This window comes from uncultured Fibrobacter sp. (assembly GCF_947305105.1).
Lineage (GTDB): Bacteria > Fibrobacterota > Fibrobacteria > Fibrobacterales > Fibrobacteraceae > Fibrobacter.
Window position 1 is genome coordinate 72,162 of sequence record NZ_CAMZCS010000012.1, and the last position, 23,007, is coordinate 95,168.

The window sequence follows — 23,007 nt, forward strand, 5'->3', positions numbered from 1 at the left end:
TGCGCTTGTAGAACGCTGCTGCGCGGCTACAGACGAAAGAATTTCCCCGGCTCCGGCCGGGGATTTTTTGTGCTTTCAAATTGATGGATCTAAAAATCTTGACGAATGATAAATCTTTATGTAATTTTTTTTATGACATAGTTCCGTATGAACCAAATACGGAATGTTGGGTTTTGAGTATTTGCTCTATTTCGGCCTTGGGAATCCGCTAAATTTTTAAGACGCCAGAAATAAGGCAGACACTCACGCACCATGTGCGTGGGTCGTTTGTGCTTATGGCGTTAAGGTTTTTAGCGGAACCTCCAAGGCGTGGGTACATTCGATTCCACGTTTTTTTTGAATGTATCCTTCGAAATAGAATCAAATTGTTGTTTTTAAATTAATCGGAGGATTAAAATGAAAAGGATAGCTGTGATACTTGTGTTAGCTGGTGTTATGATTATAACTGGCTGTGGAAAAAAGAATCGTTACCTGAATAATTATAGTGGGGAACGCTATCATAAAAGTCGGTATTGTAATTTGGTAAATGCTGAATTGCAGTATTATGCTACGGGAGAAACTTTTGAACAACAGTTGCAGCGTTATCAACAACAAGGATATAGCGTTATCGGCATGGGTGAAAATGATGCTGTTGTGAGTTGTACGCAAAAGGGTTCAGATTATGTGCCATTTGAAGGCGCAAAATGGAGCAAGGAGCGATCTCAGTGTTCTGTAATCAAGCTGGATAATAAAAATCAAAGGAGAGTTCAACAGGCTTGCCAACTTGTCGGAGGAAATCTTGCTTTATATGATTCTCAAAAAATCCTTTATTTAAGGATGCCTTAGATATTAGGTCGCATCATTTCAATAACCTCAGAGTAATCCTCCTCTGCTTTAATAGTGTAATTAGGGACAGTATTGCGCCTTAAGGACTGATCTTTGTGTAGTTCCCTCAAAATTCACATTCCATTCCATATTTACTTCTTACTGTCTACTGCCTACTGCCTACTAATTACTATATTTGACCCGTTCGATCAAAGGGGGCTCCATGCTCAAGTATTACAAAATCGAATCGGGTCGCCTTGCGGTTGCCCCGAACGAAGACGCGGCTGACATCGTCATCATGGGCTCCCTCAGCCAGGAACAGCGTAGCGTTCTAGTCAAAGAATACGAGATTACCGAGCATACTATAGCCTCCGCATTCGACTCCGACGAGCTTTCCCGTATCGAGTACGACGACGACTTTACGACCATCGTGTTCAAAAAGCCCAAGAACTACTCCGCCGAGGACAATTTCCAGTTCCGCGTGGAATCCTTCGGCATTTTTATTTTCAAGGACTGGGTGCTGCTCCTTACGGACAGTGAGATGCCTGTGATGGACGAGCGCAAGTTCTCGAAAATCGACAGCCTGAATACGTTCGTTTTGCGCGTCTTGAGTTATGCCATTGCGCACTTCAACGAACACTTGAAGATTATCAACCGCATCAACGACGACTTGGAACAGCGCCTCAATACGTCGATGGAGAACAAGTACCTGCTCTCCATGTTCAGCCTTAACAAGGGCTTGATTTACTACGTGAGCGCTCTCAACAGCAACGATACGCTGTTGCGCAAGTTGCAGTTGGGCCGTAGCCTCAACTGGACCGAGGCCGAACGGGAACTGCTGGAAGACATCCAGATTGAGAACGGCCAGAGTTTGCAACAGGCAAACATTTACGCAAACATTTTGACATCCATGATGGATGCGCGCGCAAGCGTTATCAACAACAACGTGAACCAGTTGATGAAGAACTTGACTATCGTGACGATTTCCATATCGCTCCCGACGTTCTTCGCGAGCTTGTTCGGCATGAACGTGAAGCTCCCCTTCGGCATGAACGGGGACGCGGTCACTGGTTCGGCGATAGCCTTCTGGGGCATCATCGCAGTCTGTATTCTTTCGGTGGTGGCGTTCCTGAGCATCTGGATGCGCAGGAAATAAATACCTAATTTCCGCGGTCGCTCATGCTGGAGAACATGGCGACGATTTCTTCGGTAAACGTGTTCTTGGGGAACTTGTCCGCAATTTCAAGAGCCTTTTCCAAGTGTTCCTGGGCTTCGGCTTTCGCCTTGTCAAAGCATTTCTTCTCGTTCAAGCGGGTGATAATCTTTTCGGGGACCCCGTTTTCGGAGGCGTGACGGATGAACTCTTCCATTTCGCGGTGTTCTTCGTTGTTGCACTGTTCGAAGTAGTACAGCAGCGGCAGCGTGATGAGCCCATTGGAAAGGTCTGTGAACTTCGCCTTGTCCAGGTTCTTTGAGCCGTAGCCGTAATCGAGCAGGTCGTCGATAATCTGGAACGCGATTCCAAAATGGGCGCCCATCTTGGCACATTCATCCACCAGGGGCTTGTCGAACCCGGCGATGATGCCGCCAATCCGTGTTGCGGCTTCGATGAGTGCTGCCGTCTTGCCGTCGATAATTTCGTTGTACATGGCCCTGGAAAGCGTCGTCTCGCCGCAGTGGTCCAGTTCCATGATTTCGCCTACGATGAGTTTGTCGGCGGCGTCGGAGATAATGACCGGGACATCCCGGTTGTCTTCGTTGATGACGCAACGCATGGATTGCGAGAGCACGTAGTCGCCCACGAGGACGGCCACCTGGGTGCCCCATTCCTTGTGGGCCGTAATCTGCCCACGTCGGAGTTCCGTACCGTCGATGATGTCGTCGTGGACGAGGCTTGCTAGGTGCAGCAGTTCCACGCTGGCACAGGCGTGGGCGAGCCTGTCTTTCTCGGGCGGCTTCGTGCCGCAGTTCGCTATGAGGCAGAGCAGTGTCGAACGGATGCGCTTGCCTTTGCGCCCGAACAGAGATACAAGACGTTCGGAAATGCCCGCCGGCGCTGCCGCCGCGACTTGCATGATGACCTTGTCGGTCAGGTCAAGCTGGTCATGCACGAGCTCGCGTGCCTGGCCCAGGATGATTTGGAAGTCAGCCTTCGTAGGACTCATTTAAATATCCAGCTCGCCAAGGACCTTGTAAGCGTTTTCTTCGATAAACTTGCGGCGCGGTTCCACGTCTTCGCCCATGAGCATGCTGAAAATCTGGTCGGCGAGAACGCCGTCTTCCACGTAGCACTGCTTGAGGAAGCGGGATTTCGGGTCCATGGTCGTTTCGTTCAGCTGTTCGGGGGACATTTCGCCCAAACCTTTGAATCGGGTAATCGCGACGTTCTTCTTGTCTTCGACTTCGGCCATTACCTTGTCCTTCTCGTTCTCGTCGAACAGGTAACGTTCCTTCTGGCCGACCTTCAGCTTGTACAGCGGCGGCATGGCGAGGAAGATGTGGCCAGCATCGATGAGCGGGCGCATGTAGCGGAAGAAGAACGTGAGCAAGAGCGTCTGGATGTGGGAACCGTCCACATCAGCATCGGTCATGATGATAATCTTGTCGTAGCGGAGCTTCTCAATTTTGAATTCCGTACCGATACCCGTACCGATGGCGTTCACCAGGTTCTGGATTTCTTCGGTGTCGAGCACACGGTGGAGGCTTGCCTTTTCGACGTTCAAAATTTTACCGCGGATAGGGAGGATGGCCTGGAATTCGCGGCTGCGGCCCATCTTGGCCGAACCACCAGCGGAGTCACCCTCGACAATAAACATTTCGCATTCCTTCGGGTCGCGGCTACTGCAGTCGGCGAGCTTGCCAGGGAGTCCACCGCTTTCGAGGACGTTCTTGCGACGGGCGAGGGTACGGGCGCGGTGCGCCGCCTCGCGGGCGAGGGCAGCATTGTAGACCTTGTCCAGAATGACTCGGATGGCTGCCGGGTTTTCTTGGAAGAATTCTTCGAGCTTGGCACCGAACGCGGAGTTCACGTAGCTTGCAATTTCGGAGTTGCCGAGCTTGCGCTTGGTCTGGCCTTCGAACTGCGGCTGCGATACCTTGATGGCGATAACGGCGGTGAGGCCTTCGCGGATGTCGTCGCTTGTAATCTGGGCTTCTTTCTTGCCCTTGGGCATGTCTTGCGCGAACTTGCTGATGACACGGGTGAGGGCTGTCTTGAAACCCGTCACGTGGGTACCGCCGTCATAGGTGTTCACGTTGTTCACAAAGCTGAAGAAGTTTTCCTGGTAGCCGTCGTTGTACCACATGGCGACTTCGAGCGGGTACTGGCCATCGGGGAGCACCAGGTGAATGGGCTCGTTAAAGAGCGGGGTGCGGTGTTCGTCCACGTAGCGCACGAATTCCGAGACGCCACCGGGGAAGCAGAATGTATCGCTCTGCTTGTTTTCGGGATCGCGCTCGTCGGTCAGCGTCAGGCGAAGCCCGCTCATGAGGAAGGCGAGTTCGCGGAAGCGCGTGGCGAGCGTATCGTACACGTAAACTGTTTCGGTAAAGATTGTGTCGTCCGGATAGAACTCGACGCTCGTACCCGTATCGGCCATGTCACAGGTGCCGATTTCCGCCTGCGGGCCACGGGGAATGCCCTTGGAGAATTCTTGCTGCACGACCTTCCCGTTACGACGCACCGTAACCACGAGCTTGTTCGAGAGCGCGTTCACGCAGCTCACGCCCACGCCGTGCAGACCGGCAGAAACCTTGTAGGAGTTGCTGTCGAACTTACCGCCGGCATGCAGCTTGGTCATGACGACTTCGATGGTGCCGATGTGTTCCTTCGGGTGGATGTCGGTCGGGATGCCGCGTCCGTTGTCGGTCACGCGGATGCCGTTCCCCGGGAGGATGGAAATTTCGATATGGTTGCAAAAACCGGCCAGCGCTTCGTCGACGGAGTTGTCAACGACTTCCCACACCAGGTGGTGCAGGCCGCGGATATCGGTCGAACCGATGTACATTGCCGGGCGTACGCGGACGGCTTCCAATCCCTCCAGGACGGTAATGCTCGACCCGCTATAATTTTTTTCTGCTGCTTCGTCAGCCATGCTTTCTAGACCTCAATAACAAGCCTGCTTAGACGAAACGGATGTTCCGTACGAAGGGCTTTTCTAGTAGATTATTACACCTGTCAATAATAGCTTTTTTTTGCAGGAACAATTCCTGTTTCCATGCCGAACTGGCGGCCTTTAGGACCAGTGTATTCTTGTCCAATTTTACGATCGAAACGTGGGGTAAAAGCAGGTCTCCGACCACTTCGGAAAACCGCTCCGAGAGCACCCTGAAATTCATGTCTTCGGAGATGTGGTGCTTGTCGAGAACCATCTGCAAAAGGACTCCGATATCGAGCACCTGCTTCCCGCTGATGCTCGCCCTCCTCTTTGGTCTCTTGAATTCCGGTTCAATCATCAGATGAGCAAAAGCTTCGAAAGGACGAACCCGCCAATAAGGATACTTGTCATGCCGGCCACCACGGTCGCCTTGGTCGCACGTCCCACGCCTTCGGCGCCGCCGTGCGTGGTAAAGCCAAAGAAGCAGGCGTAGCTTGCGATGAAGTAGCCGTACAGCGTTGCTTTGATGAGGCCTACAATGAGGTCCCAGTTCTGGTAGAACATGCGCACGCCGTAGAAGAATACGGAGAACGAGACTTCCTTGTACAGGTGGGCCACTTCGTACCCGCCCACGATGCCGATGAAGATGCTCAGCACCGTGAGCACGGGAATCATGATGACGGTTGCAATCAGGCGCGGGGCGAGCAGGAACTTGTAGGGGTTGAGCCCTAGCACCTTGTAAGCGTCCAGCTGCTCGGTCACGGCCATCGTGCCCAGTTCGGAACACATCGAAGCGCCAATGCGGCCTGCCAGCACCATCGCGGTAAGAATCGGGCAGAGTTCCACCATCACCGACTTGCCTACAGCCATGCCGACGAACATCATCGGGATCATATCGCCGAACTGGTAGGCAAGCTGCCACGACATAATAGCGCCTGTCGCCATCGATGCCGCGAACACTACGGGAATGCTCGTGATGCCCACGTTCTGCATCTGCTCGACAGTCGTATGGAAATTGAGGAAGGCCCCGGGAATGTTCTTGAACATTTCCCAGACGAACAGGAAGTACGAGAAAATGGTATGCAGGAACTTACGGACTAGCCATCCGAGTCCTTCTGCAAGCATGTTCATGGCCCTGATCAATCTAGGTCGTTCCTATTTCTTCTTGGTGGGTGCCTTCTTGGACGCACCCTTTGCCGGCGCGCTGATGGCCTTCTTGTAAAGGTTCATGTCGGTCAGGTACTTGATGGCTTCTTTGAGCTGTTCGTCGCGCTTGAGCGAGAATGCCGTGCTCACCGAGTCGTTGACCATGGCGGTCAAGAGTTCTCGCTTGATGCCGTCCTTGATATAGTCCTTGTTCTCGTCGAACTGGGCGTCACGCTTGTTCTCGAGGGCCTTGCGCATTTCGGCGAGGCGCTTTGCGAGCGTCGTGTCGGTGACGGTCTTGGAACTGTCGCCCATGTAGTTCTGTTCGCGGATGATGCTCTTCTCGAGCTGGTCCACGCCGATAAGTGCGTTGCTCTTCACCTTCATGAAGTTGGTGTCCTTCATGCAGTAGTCCTTGAACTGCGTGTAGAGCGAGTCGGGAACTTCCCAGTTTGCATCCATCTTGATGCCGGCCTTGTCGAGGCCCGGACGGGCCTTGACGGCGAACTTGAAGTACATCGCCATGCGTTCTTGCACCTGCACGACCCAAGGCATCGGAGAAAGTTCAATGTCGACATCCGGCGAGATGCCGCCACCGCCGAACATCATGCGTCCGTTGTTCGTGTAGAACGTGTCGCGGACCACGGTATCCTTCTTTGCGGAATCGGCCTTGGATTCTTCTTCATCTTCGCTGTCCTCTTCTTCCTGCAACTTCAGCCCCTTGATGCCGTTCTCCGGCTTGTTGATGCAGCGGCCGAAGGGCAGGTAGTAGAATGCCGTGGTGAGCTTGAGGGCGTTACCCTGGTTGTCGAGCGGGAAGATGGTCTGCACGGAACCCTTGCCAAAACTCGTCTTACCGATGATGAGGGCGCGGTCCCAGTCTTGCAGAGCGCCGGACACGATTTCGGCGGCGCTGGCGGAACCTTGGTTCACGAGGACGACCATGGGAACTTCGGGCTTGACGATGCCGTTCTTGCGGGCACGGCTCTCCGTCTTCTGGGTGCGGCCGCGAGTGCTCACGATGACGTTGCCTTGCTTGAGGAACAATTCACTGATTTCGACAGCCTGGTTCAAAAGTCCGCCCGGGTTGTAGCGGAGGTCGAGGATAATCTTCTTCATGCCCTGTTTCTGCAGGGCCTTGATGGCATTTTCTACATCGCTCGTGGTCTTGTCGCTAAAGGTGGCGAGCTTGATATAGCCGATGTCCTTGGTGACCATGCCGTAGTACGGAACCGCATGGACCACGATTTCGGCACGGGTGATGGTGAAGTCCATGAGGTCGGGCACGCCTTCGCGTTCGATGGAAACGGTCACGTTGGTGCCGATCTTGCCGCGGAGCTTGCTAACGGCGTCGTCCAGGGAGAGTCCCTTGGTCTCCTTGCCGTCAATCTTGCGAATCTTGTCGCCTGCACGGATGCCGAGCCTGAATGCGGGGGTGCCGCTCAGCGGAGAAATCACGGTGAGCACGTTATCGCGGAGGCTGATGGTGATACCCACGCCGCCGAACTTGCCTTCCATCGAGACCTTGAGGCTCTCGTAGTCCTTGGGCGAGAACACGGTAGTGTGCGGGTCCAGGATGTTGCGGATGCCGTTCAGGGCCGCATCGGTGAGCTCGGTGGGGTTGACGTCTTCCACATACTTGCGGTTGACTTCGGAAAAGACCTTGTTCAGGCGGGAAATTTCATCGTAGAAATCGCCCGGAGGGGTCTGCTTCTTGTCTTGGGCTGCATAGCCGAGGCAAAGGGCCGAAAGGGCGAATATAAAACTGTTGCGGATAATCTTCGTGTAGGAATTCATGCTTAAAAGATACAATTTCCCGTGGTTCGGGGGGTAAAAAACGGAAAAAACCGGCCACGAATGGCCGGTTTTTAGAAGGAGAGAGATGAAAAAACTTTCTATAAGGTTAAGCTGCTTCGTTCAAGAGGGCACTCGCGCTGTTGTTGCGGAGCTTTGCAAGGGCGGTTTCCTTGAGCTGGCGGACGCGTTCCTTGGAAAGACCGACAACGGGCGCGATTTCCTTGAGGTTAATATCGGTTTCGGATTTGAACCCGTAATAGAGCTCGACAACTTGCTTTTCTTGGCGGGTGAGATTGTCCGAAAGCACCTTGGAGAATGCTTCGGCGCGGGTGCGCCTCAGGGCGAGTTCGTCGGTGCGCAGGCTTTCGTCCGAAATTGTGTCGCCGAGGGTCATTTCGCCATCTTCGCCGATAGGAGCGTCCAGGGAGGCGGCCTTGTTACCCATCATGAGAATCTTCTCGATATCGGCGGCTTTGTACTTGGAAAGCCCTTCGAGGCTCTTGGGGTCGATGGCGACCGTTCCACCGATAAGCTGGCGGGTTTCCTTGGCATGGCGGCTGAATCGGCGGAGGATGAGTTCCTTTTCGGCGCTGATGCGGACCAAGCGGCCCTTTTCGGCAATGGCGCGGGTGATGTTCTGGCGGACCCACCACACGGCGTAGCTGATAAACTTGATTTTCTGGTTCGAGTCAAAACGGCGGGCGGCCTCGATGAGACCCATGTTACCTTCGTTGATGAGCTCGTTGACGTCGAGACCCTGGCCCCTGTAAAGCTGGGCGATGTTCACGACGAAGCGGAGGTTGGACTTGACCAAGAGATCCATCGCGGCTCTGTTACCCTGCTGGACCTTGCGGAGAACGACCTTCTCCTGTTCCTTGGATAGCAGCGGGTACTGAGCGATATCGTTAAGATATTGAAAAAAGATGTCCTTTTCGTCCCTGCTGCGCGATGTCTTAATCATTTTAGCCTCACTTGTTGTTGACGTTATCAAATGTAACTCCGGGAGGCCTTTACAGTGTCAGTGATAAGAAAGCGGTTCGCAAAAGTTAAATTTGTTTTTTGTCGCAAAAAATTGCATTTTCGTCATGAAATTGTCATGATGACCGGCATTTAACTCGATAATTGACTTAATTTTAGGAACATGACAGAAGAAAAGCAAAAAAATCCACTAGTTCGCTTCTTTAATGACAAACGTTCCCTGTTCGAAAGTTTGCAAGAAATGAGCTTTGAACGCGGAGAAAAGAAACTGATTGACATCTTGAACAGCGACCAGGAACTGCTGGACTACCCGATTCCCGCATTTGTTCCGTTTTTCCTGCTTTGGCTGTTCATTATTTTGTTCCCGCTGATGCTCATTCTGGATCAGGGATACTTTTCTTCGGGGGATATAGACGTAAGAAGCGTCCTGTCGTTCTATGTGCCGTTGCTGCTTACTTTGTGCATTTTCCAGGTGAACCAGAAAATTCTTGTTCCAAGCTACATTTTCAAGAAACATTATTTGCGTTATTTTGTTTCGAATTTTATCTTGGTCATAGTCGCCCTTGTTGTCCGAGAGGTGGTGTTCTTCTTCTTGGATCGCTCTCCCGGGGATTCGTGGGGATATTTCGTGAGTACGTATTGTTTCTCTGCGGTTAAGGGCCATTTTACGTTGTGGACTGTGCTTTCCTTTGTCTTTTTCATTGGCTTTGTCTGTGTCATTTGCGTGGCCTACCATGTAATGCTCCGTCAGATTATCAGAGCGTTTGTCAAGCGCGAACAGAAAAGGTCTGCTTTGCAATACGAACTGGACTTCCTCAAGAGCCAATTGAGTCCGCACTTTTTGTTCAATACGCTGAACAACATTTCTGCACTGATCCGGATTGACCCGAAAAAGGCGGAATCGTCGATGGAGAAACTTTCGAAGCTGTTGCGGGTGATGCTTTACCAGACTTCAGACCAGTACATCACCTTGCGGGAGGACGTGGATATCTTGCAGAAATATGCGGCGCTCGAAAGGCTCCGTTTTGATGATGATTTTGATTTTAAGTTCGAAACGGATTTGGAAAATCCCGAACGAAAGATTGATCCGTTGCTAGTGATGCCGCTAGTGGAAAATGCCATAAAGCATTGCGTAAATCCCCAGGGGGGTAGCTTTGTCCACATCAACATTGTGCAAAAGGGAGATGTTCTCGAATTCCGTTCGGAGAATTCCAATTTCCCGAGAAAGTCCCAGCGCAAGTCAAGTGGCCTTGGACTCGTGATGTTCGAGAAACGGCTTACTCTTTTGTACGAAGGTCGCTATGAGTATACGAAGTCGGTCAAGGACGGAGTTTATATGTGCTGTCTGAAAATCCGGTTGCATCGTGTTGAAGATGCCAAAAAAATGGACGCATAAAATCCGTTTTTTGTCCGTAAAATAAAAATTTCTTTAAACTGCTTTACAAATGCCTCGCGAGAAGTTAATTTAGAACCTATCCGATGGTATTGATACATTCGCAGAAGCCCTGCGGATGATTTTTTGTTGGAAGCCTCCCGGATATTTGATTCATGCCTGAAATCAGGCCAGGCATACGCCTATTTGATTTATCCACATAACATATAGGAGATCCTATGAGCAATAGGATGTTAAGGCGTATTGTGCCTATAGCCGTATTCGCGGCGGTGGCCGCCTACGCCCAAGTGTGTGAGGAAAAGGTCCTCTATAGCGGAGCAGGAACGCCAGGCCAAATGGAAAATGCTAGCAGGACTTTCCCGGAGCCGCCGGAGTGGAGTACTAACTGGGGCGAAATGGGTGCCATGAAACCTCCCTACATCAGGTTGTCGGGCATGAAAAATGTGAAAGGTGACTGGATTGGCGCTCTTGCGTTTACGGCGCTGCCCAAGGATGTGCAAGGGGGTGCTTTGCGCTTGAAGGTGCGTGCCACGCAGAAAGTGAAGTTCGGGGTGTGGCTTTCGGGGGCGAAGGGGACAGGGAATGTCGTGTTTAACGACATCTCCGCGAACGTGACGCGGTCCTTGGAAATCCCGGTCGAAAAGATGTTGGGTTCGGGCAGGCAGAGGGTGGAAAAGGTCTGGATAGGCCTTTTTGGCGTCCCCGCCAACCAGTACACTACGCTGTTCGTTGACGATGTTTCGCTGACCTGTACGGTTAAGGCAGAGACTGTTTCCTCTGTCGTTGACCCGGTCCCAGCAAATTCAGGGGCTGGGTTCGCTCCGACGAATACAATCGCGATGTCTTCCGTGCGCAAGCCGTTGTGTTTGTCGTCTTCTGTGAATCCGTCAAGTGCCGCTTACTCCAATGCTGACCGTAAACGCCTTTCGGATTTGACGACATCTGCGTTTGTGCTGAGTGACAAGGAACATCGACAAATTCGGGAGTCGCTGGAACAGGAAAAATGTACTCCGGCAGAATCACGGCGCCTGTGGTACAGGAACATGTTCTTTGTTGACCGAAACCGATTGCAGGATAGCGCCATTGCAAACCCGAAGGGTGTCTTTGACGAAGCGGTTGCTTTTGCCGCTGCCAACAATTATTCGTTCATGCCGCTTCTTGTTGCCGATGTGGAATATGTTTATCCCGAATGTCAAGATACGCTCTGTGCAACAACGCGGCTTACGAAATCCCGTTTGTTGCAGGCCGGTTTGCCGTCTTCGTTTGTGCGTGGATCGAAACTGAAACTTGTGTACGATCCGTATTTCGTTGTGACTCAGAAAAAGACGCTGCCGCAAACCGAGATTTGTGTGTCGGGGAAATGCTCTTCGCTATCTGTGAACAAGTCGGTAGAGTTGGAGTTTGAATCGGCAGGCGTGCAGAAGGTCGTTGTCAAATTGACTTCTGGCGGAAATTCTCAAAGGCATAACCTTTATGTGGAGGTGAAATGATGAATAATCTCGTAAAACTCCTATGGATTGCGCTGTTCGGGTGCAATATTGCCCTCGGTGCGAACTTGCAGATGTTCTTTGCTCCATGTGGAAACGAATTGTGCGTGTCGTCATCGGACATGTCCAAGACTCGTTATACGGCAAAGCGTGTCGCCAAGGAAACGGCTCTTGCTGCGAGTGTGCGTGTGATGGTCGTTGAACCGACCAAGGATATCTCGGCGGCGTATCGTGCTAAACTTTTGCATCCAGTATTCATTCTTGACGGGATATATCTGAGTACAGACGAGGTGCGTACGCTGGATGATTTTTACAAGGATGTTGAAGAATTTGGACTTCCGGAAATGCTTCTCAATATTGGCTATACGCCTGTCCTTGTGCAGTTTTCGGAAACGGTGACGCGCTCGATTCGCGATAATTCTGCGTTGTTCTCGCAGTTGCTCTCGTTCTTCAGTTCAAATGTATTTGTGTCGTTCCCCAATGCCGTGAATGACGGTGTCGTTGTTTTCGGAATAAGTCAAGGCGGAATTATTGGCCGTTATGGTGCTTATCTGTATGACTCGCATCGTAAAAAAACGGATGCTCCGGTGAGGCTTTTTGCCTCGTTGGATTCCCCGCACCAGGGTGCCGTCATGCCGAAAGGCTTGTTGGAAACCATCTGGTTCTGGGCAAAGATAGGTGGTTCCGCAGATGCTGAAACCTATATGGACATGATTGCTGCTCCGGGTGCAAGCGATTTGTTGCTGCGTCAAGAGTCCTCAGGATTTGAATCGAATACGGATTCGTTGCGGTTCTTGTTCGGGGAATATCGTAAGGCTTGCGAATACAAGGGGTTCCCTGCGGTTCTTGTGTCACAGGGGTTGATGAAGGGGCAAAAGATGTCTCATGCTACGGAGCTGTTCTCCTTGAAGCGTGAGGCTCTGCATAGTGGTTCTACATACGGCAGTGCCATCAGCAGGATGTATTCGTATGATAACCCTAGTACGAAGGTTTCGCATAATTATGTGTACGAATTCCCCAAAGGGAGCAAGGAATATAATGCTTTCGGTGATCCGGGCTTGGATTTTATTCAAGGCACGACTTATCCATTTGCTCGGATTATTTATAAGGCTCTTCGCGCAGGCTTTGAAAAAGAAATGCCGGACTCATTCAAGCGCAATGTCGGGCCGTTCAAATGGACGTTCAATTCGAAGTGGCTGGCTGACAATTTGTTGGTTGCAAACAGCACATTTATCCCCACGGCAAGCGCGATGGACCTCAATTGTGGCGGTGATCTTGCCATGAGAAAGGATTGTGCGGCCACTATTTCCGCGCAGGGATTCTCGTTCGAGAATCCCGGGAGCCGGTCTTCGGCGGACAAGGTGTATGCGGTCGATCCGACGCATCCTCGCTATGCCGAAAGTGTAAGCGGCAGGCATATTGAATCTGCTGTCCGCGAAGACGGCTCCGTGGACGAACGCGTCCTGCGCGGAATGCAGACGGATATCTGGAGAATTTTATGCGAACTTGCCAAGGTGGATTACGATTCGTCTGTGGGGGAATTCCGCAATTCAATGCTGACGGGCCTTTTCTCACCCACCACAAGTTGCATGGATAGTACAAAAATCCCTGATGTAGTGCGTAACGGCGGAGCCTTGCAAAAGTCTCGTTTCCCGTATGCAAGGTACAATTATAGTGAATCGTCCACGGAGATTGTCGATGTGGTTGCTTTTGATTTGCCTGCTGGTTGGCAAAAAGTCGCCTTGTTTGACAATGGCGTGGACATTCCCGCGAATTCAATTTTTGAAGTGAATGTCAAGGTGGATTCCCCGAAGTCCAATTGGATGAAAGCCGAACTGATTGTCCAGAAATTGAAAAATGGTTCCGGTGTGCAATTTGAGGAAATCAATGTGACACAGGATGGAAAATACCATACACTGCGCTGGCAAATGCCTGCCGCCCAAGGCGCGCTCGCGAATTACCGCTGGTTCAATCTGGTCCTTAACTCCGCTGGGGCCAAAGTGACAATATCCACGCCCCGTCTTGTAAGGAATTCTGTAAGCAATGTGCAGGTTCCCGCCGCAATCGGTTCCGCAAATATCTATCCGTCTACATACAAACGTATTCCATGGAGCCAAAATGTGAAATTATCCGATTATTCCGACAATTTGGGCGCTGGATTGTCTATTGGGATTGATAAACGGTTTGATGGGATGTATTTCGATTTCGGTCGCATGGTGAATTTGAATAAATTTTCTTTGCTCGAAGTAACGTATTGGCCTGGTTCTTGCAAGAATATTCGAGTATATTTTGATTCAAAGGTTGTTCAGAATGCAAATTTGGGTGGTGGCATAGCAAGAAATGGCCTTATAGTGAAGCAGATTCCGTTGTCCGAAATAATTAATACTGATATTACCCCGGAATCTAGTTATGCAGTCTCCCGTTTGAATTTGCAGGGAACCGTTGCAGGAGAACGTTGTATCGTGAAGGCGATGCGACTTAAGTAAAATCCACGTTAAACATCAAAGGAGAAAACTAGATGAATAGGGTAAAATTTTGTTTTGCGTTCGTTTTAATCTGTTTTTCGGCGCTTTCTCTGTGCGGCTGCTTTATGCCGCGAGCCCATTCTATGGGTGCCTCGCTCATGGCCGTTCCCCATCAACCCCGCGTATCGGCGGATAGCTCCAACGCAGAAATGTCTGTCGCGGTGGGCGCATTCGGTAATATCGCTGGCGAAGGGTTGAATGTCAACAAGGTGAAGACCGGTGGTGGCGACGTGTCGTTCATGTACCGTATGGGCGGAGCCGTTTCCCCGTTGTTCTTCTCGGCGGCTGCTGGCGGGATGCTGGGCAAGCTGCGATTTGACTGCAACGAGTCTCGTTGTTCCGATAACGCAGAAACGTATAAGGCGTGGCTCAAGACCAAAGAAGGCAAGAGGGAATATTCCTTCTGGGACATGCAGGAACGCCTGCTCCTGGGCGGGGACTTCAATGTCGGCCAGTATGTGCTTTTGGGTTTGGGCGGCGGAGTGCAATTATTCCAGGGTGGCGGCAGCTACGACGACAAACGTGACGAATTGGAAGATCAAAAGCTTCTCGAGAATATCGACGACAATACGGGCTTTGCACCGGTTTCGTCTGTTTGGGCCGGGTCGCGCTTGGGGCATGGCGGCAAGTGGGGGAGTGTCCTCGCTGAGTTTGACATCCTTTATAAGGGCGATATGGAAGACTGGACCTCGGCTATAATGCTAAGCTATTTCCATGCGACCGGTTTTTACGGGGGAATCGTGTGGAATTCGCAGCTGGGCTATGGGATTAATCTCGGCAAGGTTTTTGCGTTCTAGCTAGATTCCGACGACGCTGCAAATCGGGCATTCTTCGGCCTTGTGCCCGCGCGCCTTGCAGTAGGTGCGGCCGAAGTAGATGATTTGCAGGTGACGTTTTTCCCATTCGTTTTCGGGGAAGGCCTTTTTCAGGTCCTTCTCCGTTTTTTCTACGGAACTCCCGTCGCTGAGCCCCCAGCGTTCCGCCAATCGGTGGATGTGTGTGTCTACCGGGAATGCGGGAACCTTGAAAATATGGCTCATGACGACACTTGCGGTCTTGTGGCCTACGCTGGGGAGCTTTTCCAGTTCCTCGAAGGTGTGCGGGACTTCGCCGTTGTACTTCTCTACGAGTGTTTTGGAGAGGTTGTAGATTCCGGCACTCTTGGTGTTGAAAAATCCGCAGGGCTTGATGATTTCGGCGATGCGTTTCTGCCCGAGCTTGACCATGGCGGCCGGGGTGTTCGCCTTCTTGAAGAGAACCTTCGTCACCTGATTGACGCGGATGTCTGTACACTGGGCGCTCAGCACCACGGCGACAAGCATCGTGTAGGCATCGGAATGGTCGAGCGGAATGGGCGGATTCGGGAACAGTTCGTCCAGCTTCTCGGAGATGAATTGGATTTTCTTCTTGGCGTTCATGCCAGTAAAACTAGTTTATTTGGTCGGCTATACGAGGGTGTTTTCGATGCCGAACACTTCGACGAGCTGCTTGTCGTCCATGTCGGCAAGCCAGGTTTCGCCAGCGCTTACGGTCATTTCGGCGATGGCCTTCTTTGTTTCCAGCAGCGCGTTGATCTTTTCTTCGAAGGTCCCCTTGGTGATGAACCTGTGGACCTGAACGTTGCGCGTTTGCCCGATACGGAACGCTCGGTCGGTGGCCTGCGCCTCGATGGCCGGGTTCCACCACAAGTCGTAATGGATGACTTGCGATGCCGCGGTGAGGTTGAGCCCGGTGCCGCCCGCCTTGAGCGAAAGGATGAGCACTTTGCAGTCCGGATTTTCTTGGAAGTCGCGGACCATTTCGGTGCGCTGCGTCTGTGTGCAGCCGCCGTGGTAAAAATGCGTGCGGAGGGAAAGCTGCTTTTCGATGGTCGTTTTCAGGAGTTCGCCCATTTCGGCAAACTGCGTGAAGATGAGTGTCTTTTCGCCTTGTTCCTGAATGGAGGCGAGCAAATCCAGCAGCATTTGGAGCTTGCCGGAACCCATGGAGGTTGCGAGAGGGTCTTCGGATTCGTTTAAAGTTTGTGTTGTATCCTCGTCTCTTTCGTCTCTCGTCTTTCGTCTCTCGTCTAAACCCTTCAGGAACGTTGCGGGGTGGTTGCAGATTTGCTTGAGGGCGAGAATCATCTGCAATATGATTCCCTTGCGCTTGAAGAGGGCGTGGCTGTCGTGCGTGAGTTCGCTCAGTTGCTGTTCTTCTTCGAGCTGGGCGAGGAAGCGGTCAAGCGTGCGCTTGTAGAGCGCCGCCTGCGGCTTGGTGAGTTCGGCGTATTCGTCCTGGATAATCTTGTCGGGCAAATCGGCGATGATGCTCTTGTCCGTCTTGAGGCGGCGCAGCATGAAGGGCGCGGTGATTTTGCGGAACGTTTCGGCGGCGTGCTGGTCGCCGTTTTTCTGGATGGGCGTCTCGTACTTGTCGCGGAATTCCGATGCGCTCGGGAAGAACCCCCTGTTCGCGAAATCCATGATGGTCCAGAATTCCATGAGGCGGTTTTCTACCGGGGTGCCGCTCATCGCGATTTTCATGGGCGCTTGCAGGTGGCGCAGGAGCTTGCTCTGTTCGCTGTCCGCGTTCTTGATGTTCTGCGCTTCGTCGATGACCACGACTTGCCAGGGCTTTTCCTTGAGCGCGTCATAGTCCTTGCGGAACGTGGCGTAGGTGGTGAGCAGGATGTCGGCGTTGAATTTTTGCAGGTTGCGGTTTCCGCCGTGGTAGGCGGCGAACGTGAGTTCCGGGGCGAATTTCCGGATTTCCACTTGCCAGTTACAGAGAAGGCCCGCAGGCATCACGACGATGCCCTTCTTTTCGGTGAACTTGCCTTCCTGTTTCATTTTCAGGAGGAATGCGATGACTTGCAGCGTCTTGCCGAGGCCCATGTCGTCGGCCAAAATGCAACCGAAGCCGATTTGCAGGTTCTTGTACATCCAGGAGTAGCCACGCACTTGGTAGGGGCGGAGTGTCGCATTCAGCCCTTCGGGCAGCTGGATCTCGGTGTCAGCGCGCCAGGCGTCGAACTGCTGCTTGAATTCGCCAGCCATCTCGACGGGCACGTTGTCGCATTCGCCGGTGAAACATGCTTGAATGAGTTTGGCTTGCGTGATGCCCTGAGTTGGGCTGCTTTCGTCATTTTCTTCTTCGTTTTCCTTGTCGGCGCTATCCTCGCCGTTTTTCTTGGCGGGTTCGGCGCGGCCTTCCAGCTTGTCTCGGAGTTCCTTGAGGTCTTCCTCGGTGATTTGTACATACTGCGACTTGTATTTTAGCAGGCCGTCGGCGTTTTCGGCCATGGCGAGGAATTCCTCGGCAGACACGTTCTCGTCGCCGATGGCGACTTCCCAATCAAAGTCCAGTAAATCGCCCGCTGTAAACGCACCGAAGCTCATGCTGCCCTGCAGGCGCATCTTGGGCTTTGGTTTCCCGATGTTCAGCAGGCTCTTGGGAATGTCGGTGCGGATGCCGAACACTTGCAACTTTTTGAGGCAGTCCTGTAAAAAGTCCAGCAGCTCGGCACCGCGCATCATGATGGGCTCGGAAGCCCGGCGTTCTAGGTACTTGCCCATGGGCGCGAAGTAGTCGGCCACGCCGTTTAAAATGTTCAGCACCGAGAGCAGGCGCGTGTCGTTGTTCTCAAATAGGCTGGCGAGCGGCGTGCGCGTGCCGGAAACCTCGTCGTCGAGGATGAAGACTTCGAGCGCGACTTCGTCTCCGCTTTCGCGGCAGGCGAATAACAGCTGGCTCCTGAAATCGAGACTGGAGTAAACCGAGAACCACTGCTGGATTTTTCCGGGGATGGCGTGCGCATTGTTTGCGAGTTTGCCCGAAACGCAGTCAAAGAAAAAGGAGAGGAGGTTCCCGTGGTTTGTCTTGAGCGGCTGCTTGTAGGTGCGCGCAAACCGCAGAAGCTGTCCGATAAAAAGCGAGAGGATGTGCTCGGCGGGCCCGGCGATTTCATGGAAATCGCCCTCGCCTTCGGAGAAGGCGAACCCCTGCGGGGCGCCCGCCTCCAGATCTGCAACGATTCCCAGAATATCAGGGAGCATTTCTGCCGGGAGCCAGCGCATTTGCGCTACGTCTTTCTTTATCCAGAAAACTTGCGGGTAGATGGCCCCGGTACGCACAAGGTAGAATGCCACTTGCAATAGCAGGTGCAGGTAGCGCACCGTGTAGTGGTGCCACGAGAAGTTCCCCTGGCTCAGGCAGCAAAGCGCCCCCATGATGTTGGCAACGGTCAGGTCGTTGCGGATAACCTTGCCGGAGGCGCTTTGTTCAAACGACCATCTCCATCCATCTTTGTGGAATACGCGCAGAGACTCGTTTTCCATCAGGAATGTCTTTGCGTTGTAGGCGCGGAAATGTTCCGAGAATACGCCAAAGTCCTCGTAGGTGCAGAAAAACTTGTGGCAGCCTTCTAACTCGTCTGTAAAACTCTTGCGGAAGTTGCCAGCGGGGCAGAACTTCGGAAAGTTCTGCAACATGGCGGGGAGCACGCGGGAGTAATCCTTCCAGTCGGCGAAGTTGAATTGGGGGAGTTGCTGCGGTGGCGTGCGGCTTGCACTGCCTGGTGCTCCGGCGAACAAGCTCTCGCTCGAATCTTCGGCAAAGTCGAGGGCGTTGTCCGTGCCGGCGACGATGCGGCTCGCACCGCTGATAGTATGGACAAGGTTCGCTTCGGCTGGGGCGTCCAGTTCGAGCGTGTCTTGGGCGTTGTCCTTGACGGAGTCCAGGTCGAAACCGTGAATCCGGAACAGGATGGCCGGGTCACCATCGCTCTGTTCGGCGATTTTCAGGAAAGTTGCAATGAGGTATTTGCAAGGCTGGGCGTCCCGGCAGTCGCAGCCCATCTTGACTTTTTCGGGCTTGTCGAACAGCTGCACCCCGCTCTTGACCAGAAGGAGTTCGAGCGACGGGCTCATCGCCTTGTTGCCGAGCGCGAGCATCTCCGCCGGGTGTTGCCTCAGAATGCTGCGGAAGAGGCTTGCCTGTTCCGCAGGGAATTTCGGGAAGACGATGTAGTTGTTGTGGAGCCCGCCATTGGGCCCCTTGACCACGGAAATCACGCGGTTGTCCACGATGTCGACACTCGACACCTGGCCGCGCGTGGCATAGCGGACGCCCTGCTGAATGGCCTGTTCGCTGGCGCCTTCGAGTAGCGTCTCAAGCCATTTTTTGCTCCACCATGAATTTCCGTAAGGTCCAAAATCCATGTATGCAAATATAGTAAAATCGCTGCACAAATGGGCAATGAATAGGCTTAGAAATTGCTGTTGCCGAGATTGACCCAGAGGTCAGGATAGGCTATTTGTTTGCCCGGCGCGATAGCAATGGTGTAGTAGGAATCGTGCTCGTAGTCAATGAGAATAATGTGCTCACTTTCGCCGTCTGTGGATGTAAGGACTCCTATTTGGTAACCAGGTGCGTATAGCCATTCTGTTCCATTAAAAACGTATCCGCTTTCGCTCTTGATTGCCTTCAGTATTTTCCCTGTCGAGTCCATGTAGAAAAGATATTGGTGCCAATTGTAGCTCATACTTTGTGTGAATTGGAGCCCCATGGAACCTTGAGTTTCTAAAAACGAAATAATTTTGCTCGAATCGCGCGGCATGGAAACGTTACAGGCTTGGTCTTCGTTGTACATGTCTATATTGACAGAATCGTCGTCGCTTGCGTAATGGAACAGAAGTTGCGGTGATCCAGAGACGGCCAAGGAGTTGTCGGCTGAGACGCCTCCATTGTAGCTTCTGTTGAAAAGTTTGAGAGGTGTTCCAAAGGTGTTGTTTGAGTAAGAAACAATGAAAGTTCCTGAATATGACCAGAGGGGGGATAGGTCAGAACCGACATAGTCATTGTATAATATAGATGTGTCACCATTTTCTGTCACACGCCAGCGTGGAATGGCCGCGATTTCTGCTTCAAGCTTTTGAATGGGCCGATCTGCGGAAGAAAGGTCTATGACATAGAGGTCTGCTGGCTCAAAAATTCCCTCGGCTCCTGTAGAGAAGGCTAGTTTGCTCCCGTCTGGAGAAAACTGGGGATGGTTTGGTGTTGCTGATGTTGCAATAATTTCGTGTTGGATTTTATTGCCGTTGATTTCGATGTAATTGAGTTCGTTTGTCTCCTCGTCTTTGAATGCTATTTTGATGGACGAGGAATGGAATTTGTCCATAAAAAAGGAAGAATCGACAAGCAGGGAAATTCCGTCTATGGTCAAAAGCGATTTTGTGGAGTCGTCCTTCGGCTGGCTGGATGATGAACTGACGGAAATTGAGGAAATACTTGAGGATGAAATAGATGCGGGAGTATCCGATTCGGAAGAAGAGTCTGTTAGGCAACCTGCAAGATTCAGAAAAAACGCAACACAAATACACACGGTAAGTTGTCTTGCTGGCATAGTGCTGAAGCAGTGTGTATGTTTACGGTCGTTGTCCATAGGTTGCCGCAAAATATAAAAAAATTACTGAAAATAGTCCACTATTAGAAACACCTCATTTTTAATCGCCATTTAATTATTACTTTGGGAATGTTGTTATAAGCAAAGGAATTAATATGCTAAAAAAATTCTATTTCTCCGTACTTTTCGGACTGGCGGTCACTTTAACCGCTTGCGGTGAATCTTCTTCTTCCAGTGTTTCCGGCAATTTCCCCGAAGGAGGGTACTCTGAATATTCTTGTGAAGTCACTGATGGGGTTGACTCTGATGGAACGATATGGGTTCAGCTCAAATTGAACGTTCCGAACCGTTTTGGGCAACTTCAGAAAAGGAGTCTTAAAAAAGATGGGACTGAATTGAATTACTGGGAGAAAACCTATTATAATTTGAACTCACAAATGAAAAAAATGATGTGCGAAGAATTTGAAGAAGATGTAAAACAAGATCTTCAGAGAGAAAATAATGGTATAGAAGACTACGCCTGTGGAAATGGAGTCGAATATGTCCATTATAAAGGGCAGACCGAAAGAAAAAATCTTGATTCAGCTAAAGAATCATTCGAGGAGGATTGCGAAGATTTCCAACGCAAAAAGGATGAAGGGGATTTAGATTAATAAAAAAGAGGTGCTCCGCTGGGAACACCTCTTTTAAATTGCTTGGTCGCGAACTTACTTCAACTCTTTAAGAGCCGCCTCGTTCTTCGCGATAATGTCTTGCTGAGTAGCGAGCTTCGTCCTTTCGGCGTTCACCACAGCTTCGGGGGCGCCGCTCACGAACTTTTCATTCGAGAGCTTGCGTTCGATAGAAGCGGCGAATGCCTTGGCCTTCTCGATTTCCTTTTCGAGGCGGGCGATTTCTGCAGCCGGGTCGAGGATACCTTCGAGCGGGATGTAGAGTTCGCCACCGGGCACCACAGCGCTGGCGCTGAACTTCGGCTTGGCTGCCTTCACGGCGACTGTGAGGTTTTCAAGACCGGAAAGTTCGGTGATGATAGCCATGCAGTCTTTCACGCTGGCTTCCGTTGCAGCGTCGTCGACGCTCACCACGGCGTTGAGCTTGGTAGCGGGGCTCACGTTGTAGCGGCCACGCACGCCACGCACGCTTTCCACCACGGCAAATGCCTGGTCGAATGCGGCTTCGATCTTCGCGTCGATGAGGGATTCGTCTGCCTTGGGCCATGCGCGGCTGATCACCATTTCGCTGCCCTGGAACAGGATGCTGTTCAGTTCTTCGGTAATGAACGGCATCACCGGGTGGAGCAGGTCGAGCACGTTCTTCAGCACGTAGCTGAGGATTGCCATGGCGTTCTTCTTTTCGGCGGTGAGCGTTTCGCTGTTGATCACGGCCTTCTTGATTTCCAAGTAGCTGGAGCAGACATCGTCCCACACGAAGCGGTACAGGAACCCGGCGAGTTCGGCGAAGTGGTATTCTTCGAGCATGCGGGTGGCGTCCTTGATGGTCGTCTGCAGGCGGCTCAAAATCCACTTGTCTTCGAGCGCGAACAAGCTCTTGTCCATCGGGAGCTCGGCGGCCAAAGCGCCGGCCTGTTCGAGCTGCGGGTAAAGGAAGCGGCAGGCGTTCCACAGCTTGTTGCTGAAGTTACGGCCGATTTCGAACTTTTCGCTGGTGTTGATTTCGCGGCCATCCGGCTGCTTTTCCTTCTTCACCGGCAGGCGCACGTCCTGGTTGTCGGTGCAAAGGCTTGCCATCACAAAGCGCAGAGCGTCGGTACCGTACTTCTCTTCGATATCCATCGGGTCCACGCCGTTGCCCTTGGACTTGCTCATGGTCTGGCCATTGCCGTCCAAAATCTTCGGGTGGATGTACACCGTGTGGAACGGAACCGTGCCCATGTTTTCCTGGCTGAAGAGCACCATGCGGGCGACCCACAACGTAATGATGTCGCGGCTAGTCACGAGCACGCTGGTGGGGTAGTAGCGCTTGAGCGTGTCGGTGTTTTCCGGCCAGCCCATCGTGGAGTGCGGCCACAAGCCACTGGAGAACCACGTGTCGAGCACGTCTTCTTCCTGCTTGAGCACGCGGCCCGGAACTGCGTCTTCCTTCAGGTCTTCTTCCTGGCTGCACACGAGGTAGCCGCCGTTTTCGGCCTTGTAGAAGAAGATGTCGTCGCGGCCGGCAAATGCGGCCTTCAGTTCGTCTTCGCTAGCGTCGGTGTGCCAGATAGGAATGCGGTGGCCCCACCAGAGCTGACGGCTGATGCACCAATCACGCTTTTCGGCGAGCCAGTCCAAATACTTGTTGGCGTAACGTTCGGGGATAATCTTGATTTCGCCCGACTTCACGGCGTTCATCGCGTTTTCGGCGAGCACGTCCATCTTCACGAACCACTGGTCGC

General features: G+C 52.1%; 17 protein-coding genes. 7 read left to right on the forward strand and 10 right to left on the reverse strand.

Annotation, left to right across the window (positions count from 1 at the left end):
• Positions 1-396 precede the first annotated feature (396 nt).
• Positions 397-825 (forward strand): hypothetical protein, encoded by a 429-nt coding sequence (locus tag Q0Y46_RS07665; protein ID WP_295682109.1) that lies wholly within the window; start codon positions 397-399, stop codon positions 823-825.
• Between the two features lie 202 nt (positions 826-1,027).
• Positions 1,028-1,960 carry a magnesium transporter CorA family protein gene (locus Q0Y46_RS07670; protein ID WP_290961344.1) on the forward strand — a complete coding sequence of 311 codons (933 nt, stop codon included), beginning with the start codon at positions 1,028-1,030 and terminating at the stop codon, positions 1,958-1,960.
• A gap of 4 nt (positions 1,961-1,964) precedes the next feature.
• Here Q0Y46_RS07670 and Q0Y46_RS07675 read toward each other — a convergent pair whose 3' ends face one another.
• The 6 genes from Q0Y46_RS07675 to Q0Y46_RS07700 all read right to left on the reverse strand — a co-directional run bounded on the left by Q0Y46_RS07675 (position 1,965) and on the right by Q0Y46_RS07700 (position 8,805).
• Entirely contained in the window at positions 1,965-2,969 is a 1,005-nt protein-coding gene (locus Q0Y46_RS07675) for a polyprenyl synthetase family protein (RefSeq protein WP_297946346.1), read from the reverse strand.
• Positions 2,970-4,898 (reverse strand): DNA topoisomerase (ATP-hydrolyzing) subunit B, encoded by a 1,929-nt coding sequence (gene gyrB / locus Q0Y46_RS07680; RefSeq protein ID WP_173843613.1) that lies wholly within the window; start codon positions 4,896-4,898, stop codon positions 2,970-2,972.
• Positions 4,899-4,926: 28 nt separating this feature from the next.
• Complete coding sequence (locus Q0Y46_RS07685; RefSeq protein ID WP_173843612.1) at positions 4,927-5,259, reverse strand: DUF721 domain-containing protein; 333 nt, start codon at positions 5,257-5,259, stop codon at positions 4,927-4,929.
• Positions 5,259-6,032, reverse strand: coding sequence for an ABC transporter permease (locus Q0Y46_RS07690; RefSeq protein WP_295682121.1), 774 nt, complete (start codon positions 6,030-6,032; stop codon positions 5,259-5,261). The genes Q0Y46_RS07685 and Q0Y46_RS07690 overlap by 1 nt, the downstream gene beginning before the upstream one ends.
• Positions 6,033-6,056: 24 nt before the next feature.
• Entirely contained in the window at positions 6,057-7,844 is a 1,788-nt protein-coding gene (locus tag Q0Y46_RS07695) for a S41 family peptidase (RefSeq protein ID WP_297946352.1), read from the reverse strand.
• 106 nt (positions 7,845-7,950) lie between these two features.
• Positions 7,951-8,805, reverse strand: a complete 855-nt coding sequence (locus Q0Y46_RS07700) for an RNA polymerase sigma factor RpoD/SigA (RefSeq protein ID WP_297946354.1) — start codon at positions 8,803-8,805, stop codon at positions 7,951-7,953.
• A gap of 180 nt (positions 8,806-8,985) precedes the next feature.
• On the opposite strand from Q0Y46_RS07700, the gene Q0Y46_RS07705 reads away from it, so the two are divergent.
• The 4 genes from Q0Y46_RS07705 (at position 8,986) to Q0Y46_RS07720 (ending at position 15,024) form a co-directional block, all read left to right on the forward strand.
• Positions 8,986-10,218, forward strand: coding sequence for a histidine kinase (locus Q0Y46_RS07705; RefSeq protein ID WP_297946357.1), 1,233 nt, complete (start codon positions 8,986-8,988; stop codon positions 10,216-10,218).
• Positions 10,219-10,433: 215 nt separating this feature from the next.
• Complete coding sequence (locus Q0Y46_RS07710) at positions 10,434-11,705, forward strand: hypothetical protein (RefSeq protein WP_297946359.1); 1,272 nt, start codon at positions 10,434-10,436, stop codon at positions 11,703-11,705.
• Positions 11,702-14,188, forward strand: coding sequence for a hypothetical protein (locus Q0Y46_RS07715; RefSeq protein WP_297946362.1), 2,487 nt, complete (start codon positions 11,702-11,704; stop codon positions 14,186-14,188). Before Q0Y46_RS07710 ends, Q0Y46_RS07715 begins: the two co-directional genes overlap by 4 nt.
• A 32-nt stretch (positions 14,189-14,220) precedes the next feature.
• A complete protein-coding gene (locus tag Q0Y46_RS07720; RefSeq protein ID WP_297946365.1) occupies positions 14,221-15,024 on the forward strand; it encodes a hypothetical protein in 804 nt (267 codons plus the stop codon).
• On the opposite strand, the gene nth is transcribed toward Q0Y46_RS07720, so the two are convergent.
• The 3 genes from nth to Q0Y46_RS07735 are packed head-to-tail and all read right to left on the reverse strand — an operon-like array spanning position 15,025 to position 20,651.
• Positions 15,025-15,645 carry an endonuclease III gene (gene nth, locus Q0Y46_RS07725; protein ID WP_297946368.1) on the reverse strand — a complete coding sequence of 207 codons (621 nt, stop codon included), beginning with the start codon at positions 15,643-15,645 and terminating at the stop codon, positions 15,025-15,027.
• Between the two features lie 27 nt (positions 15,646-15,672).
• Positions 15,673-19,428: an SNF2-related protein gene (locus Q0Y46_RS07730; RefSeq protein ID WP_297946371.1), complete on the reverse strand. Its 3,756-nt coding sequence runs from the start codon at positions 19,426-19,428 to the stop codon at positions 15,673-15,675.
• 47 nt (positions 19,429-19,475) lie between these two features.
• A complete protein-coding gene (locus Q0Y46_RS07735; RefSeq protein WP_295682147.1) occupies positions 19,476-20,651 on the reverse strand; it encodes a hypothetical protein in 1,176 nt (391 codons plus the stop codon).
• Positions 20,652-20,767: 116 nt separating this feature from the next.
• Between Q0Y46_RS07735 and Q0Y46_RS07740 the strand changes: the two genes are divergently transcribed.
• Positions 20,768-21,265, forward strand: coding sequence for a hypothetical protein (locus Q0Y46_RS07740; protein ID WP_295682150.1), 498 nt, complete (start codon positions 20,768-20,770; stop codon positions 21,263-21,265).
• Between the two features lie 54 nt (positions 21,266-21,319).
• On the opposite strand, the gene Q0Y46_RS07745 is transcribed toward Q0Y46_RS07740, so the two are convergent.
• A partial coding sequence (locus Q0Y46_RS07745; RefSeq protein ID WP_297946375.1) for a class I tRNA ligase family protein occupies positions 21,320-23,007 on the reverse strand: 1,688 nt, incomplete at its 5' end.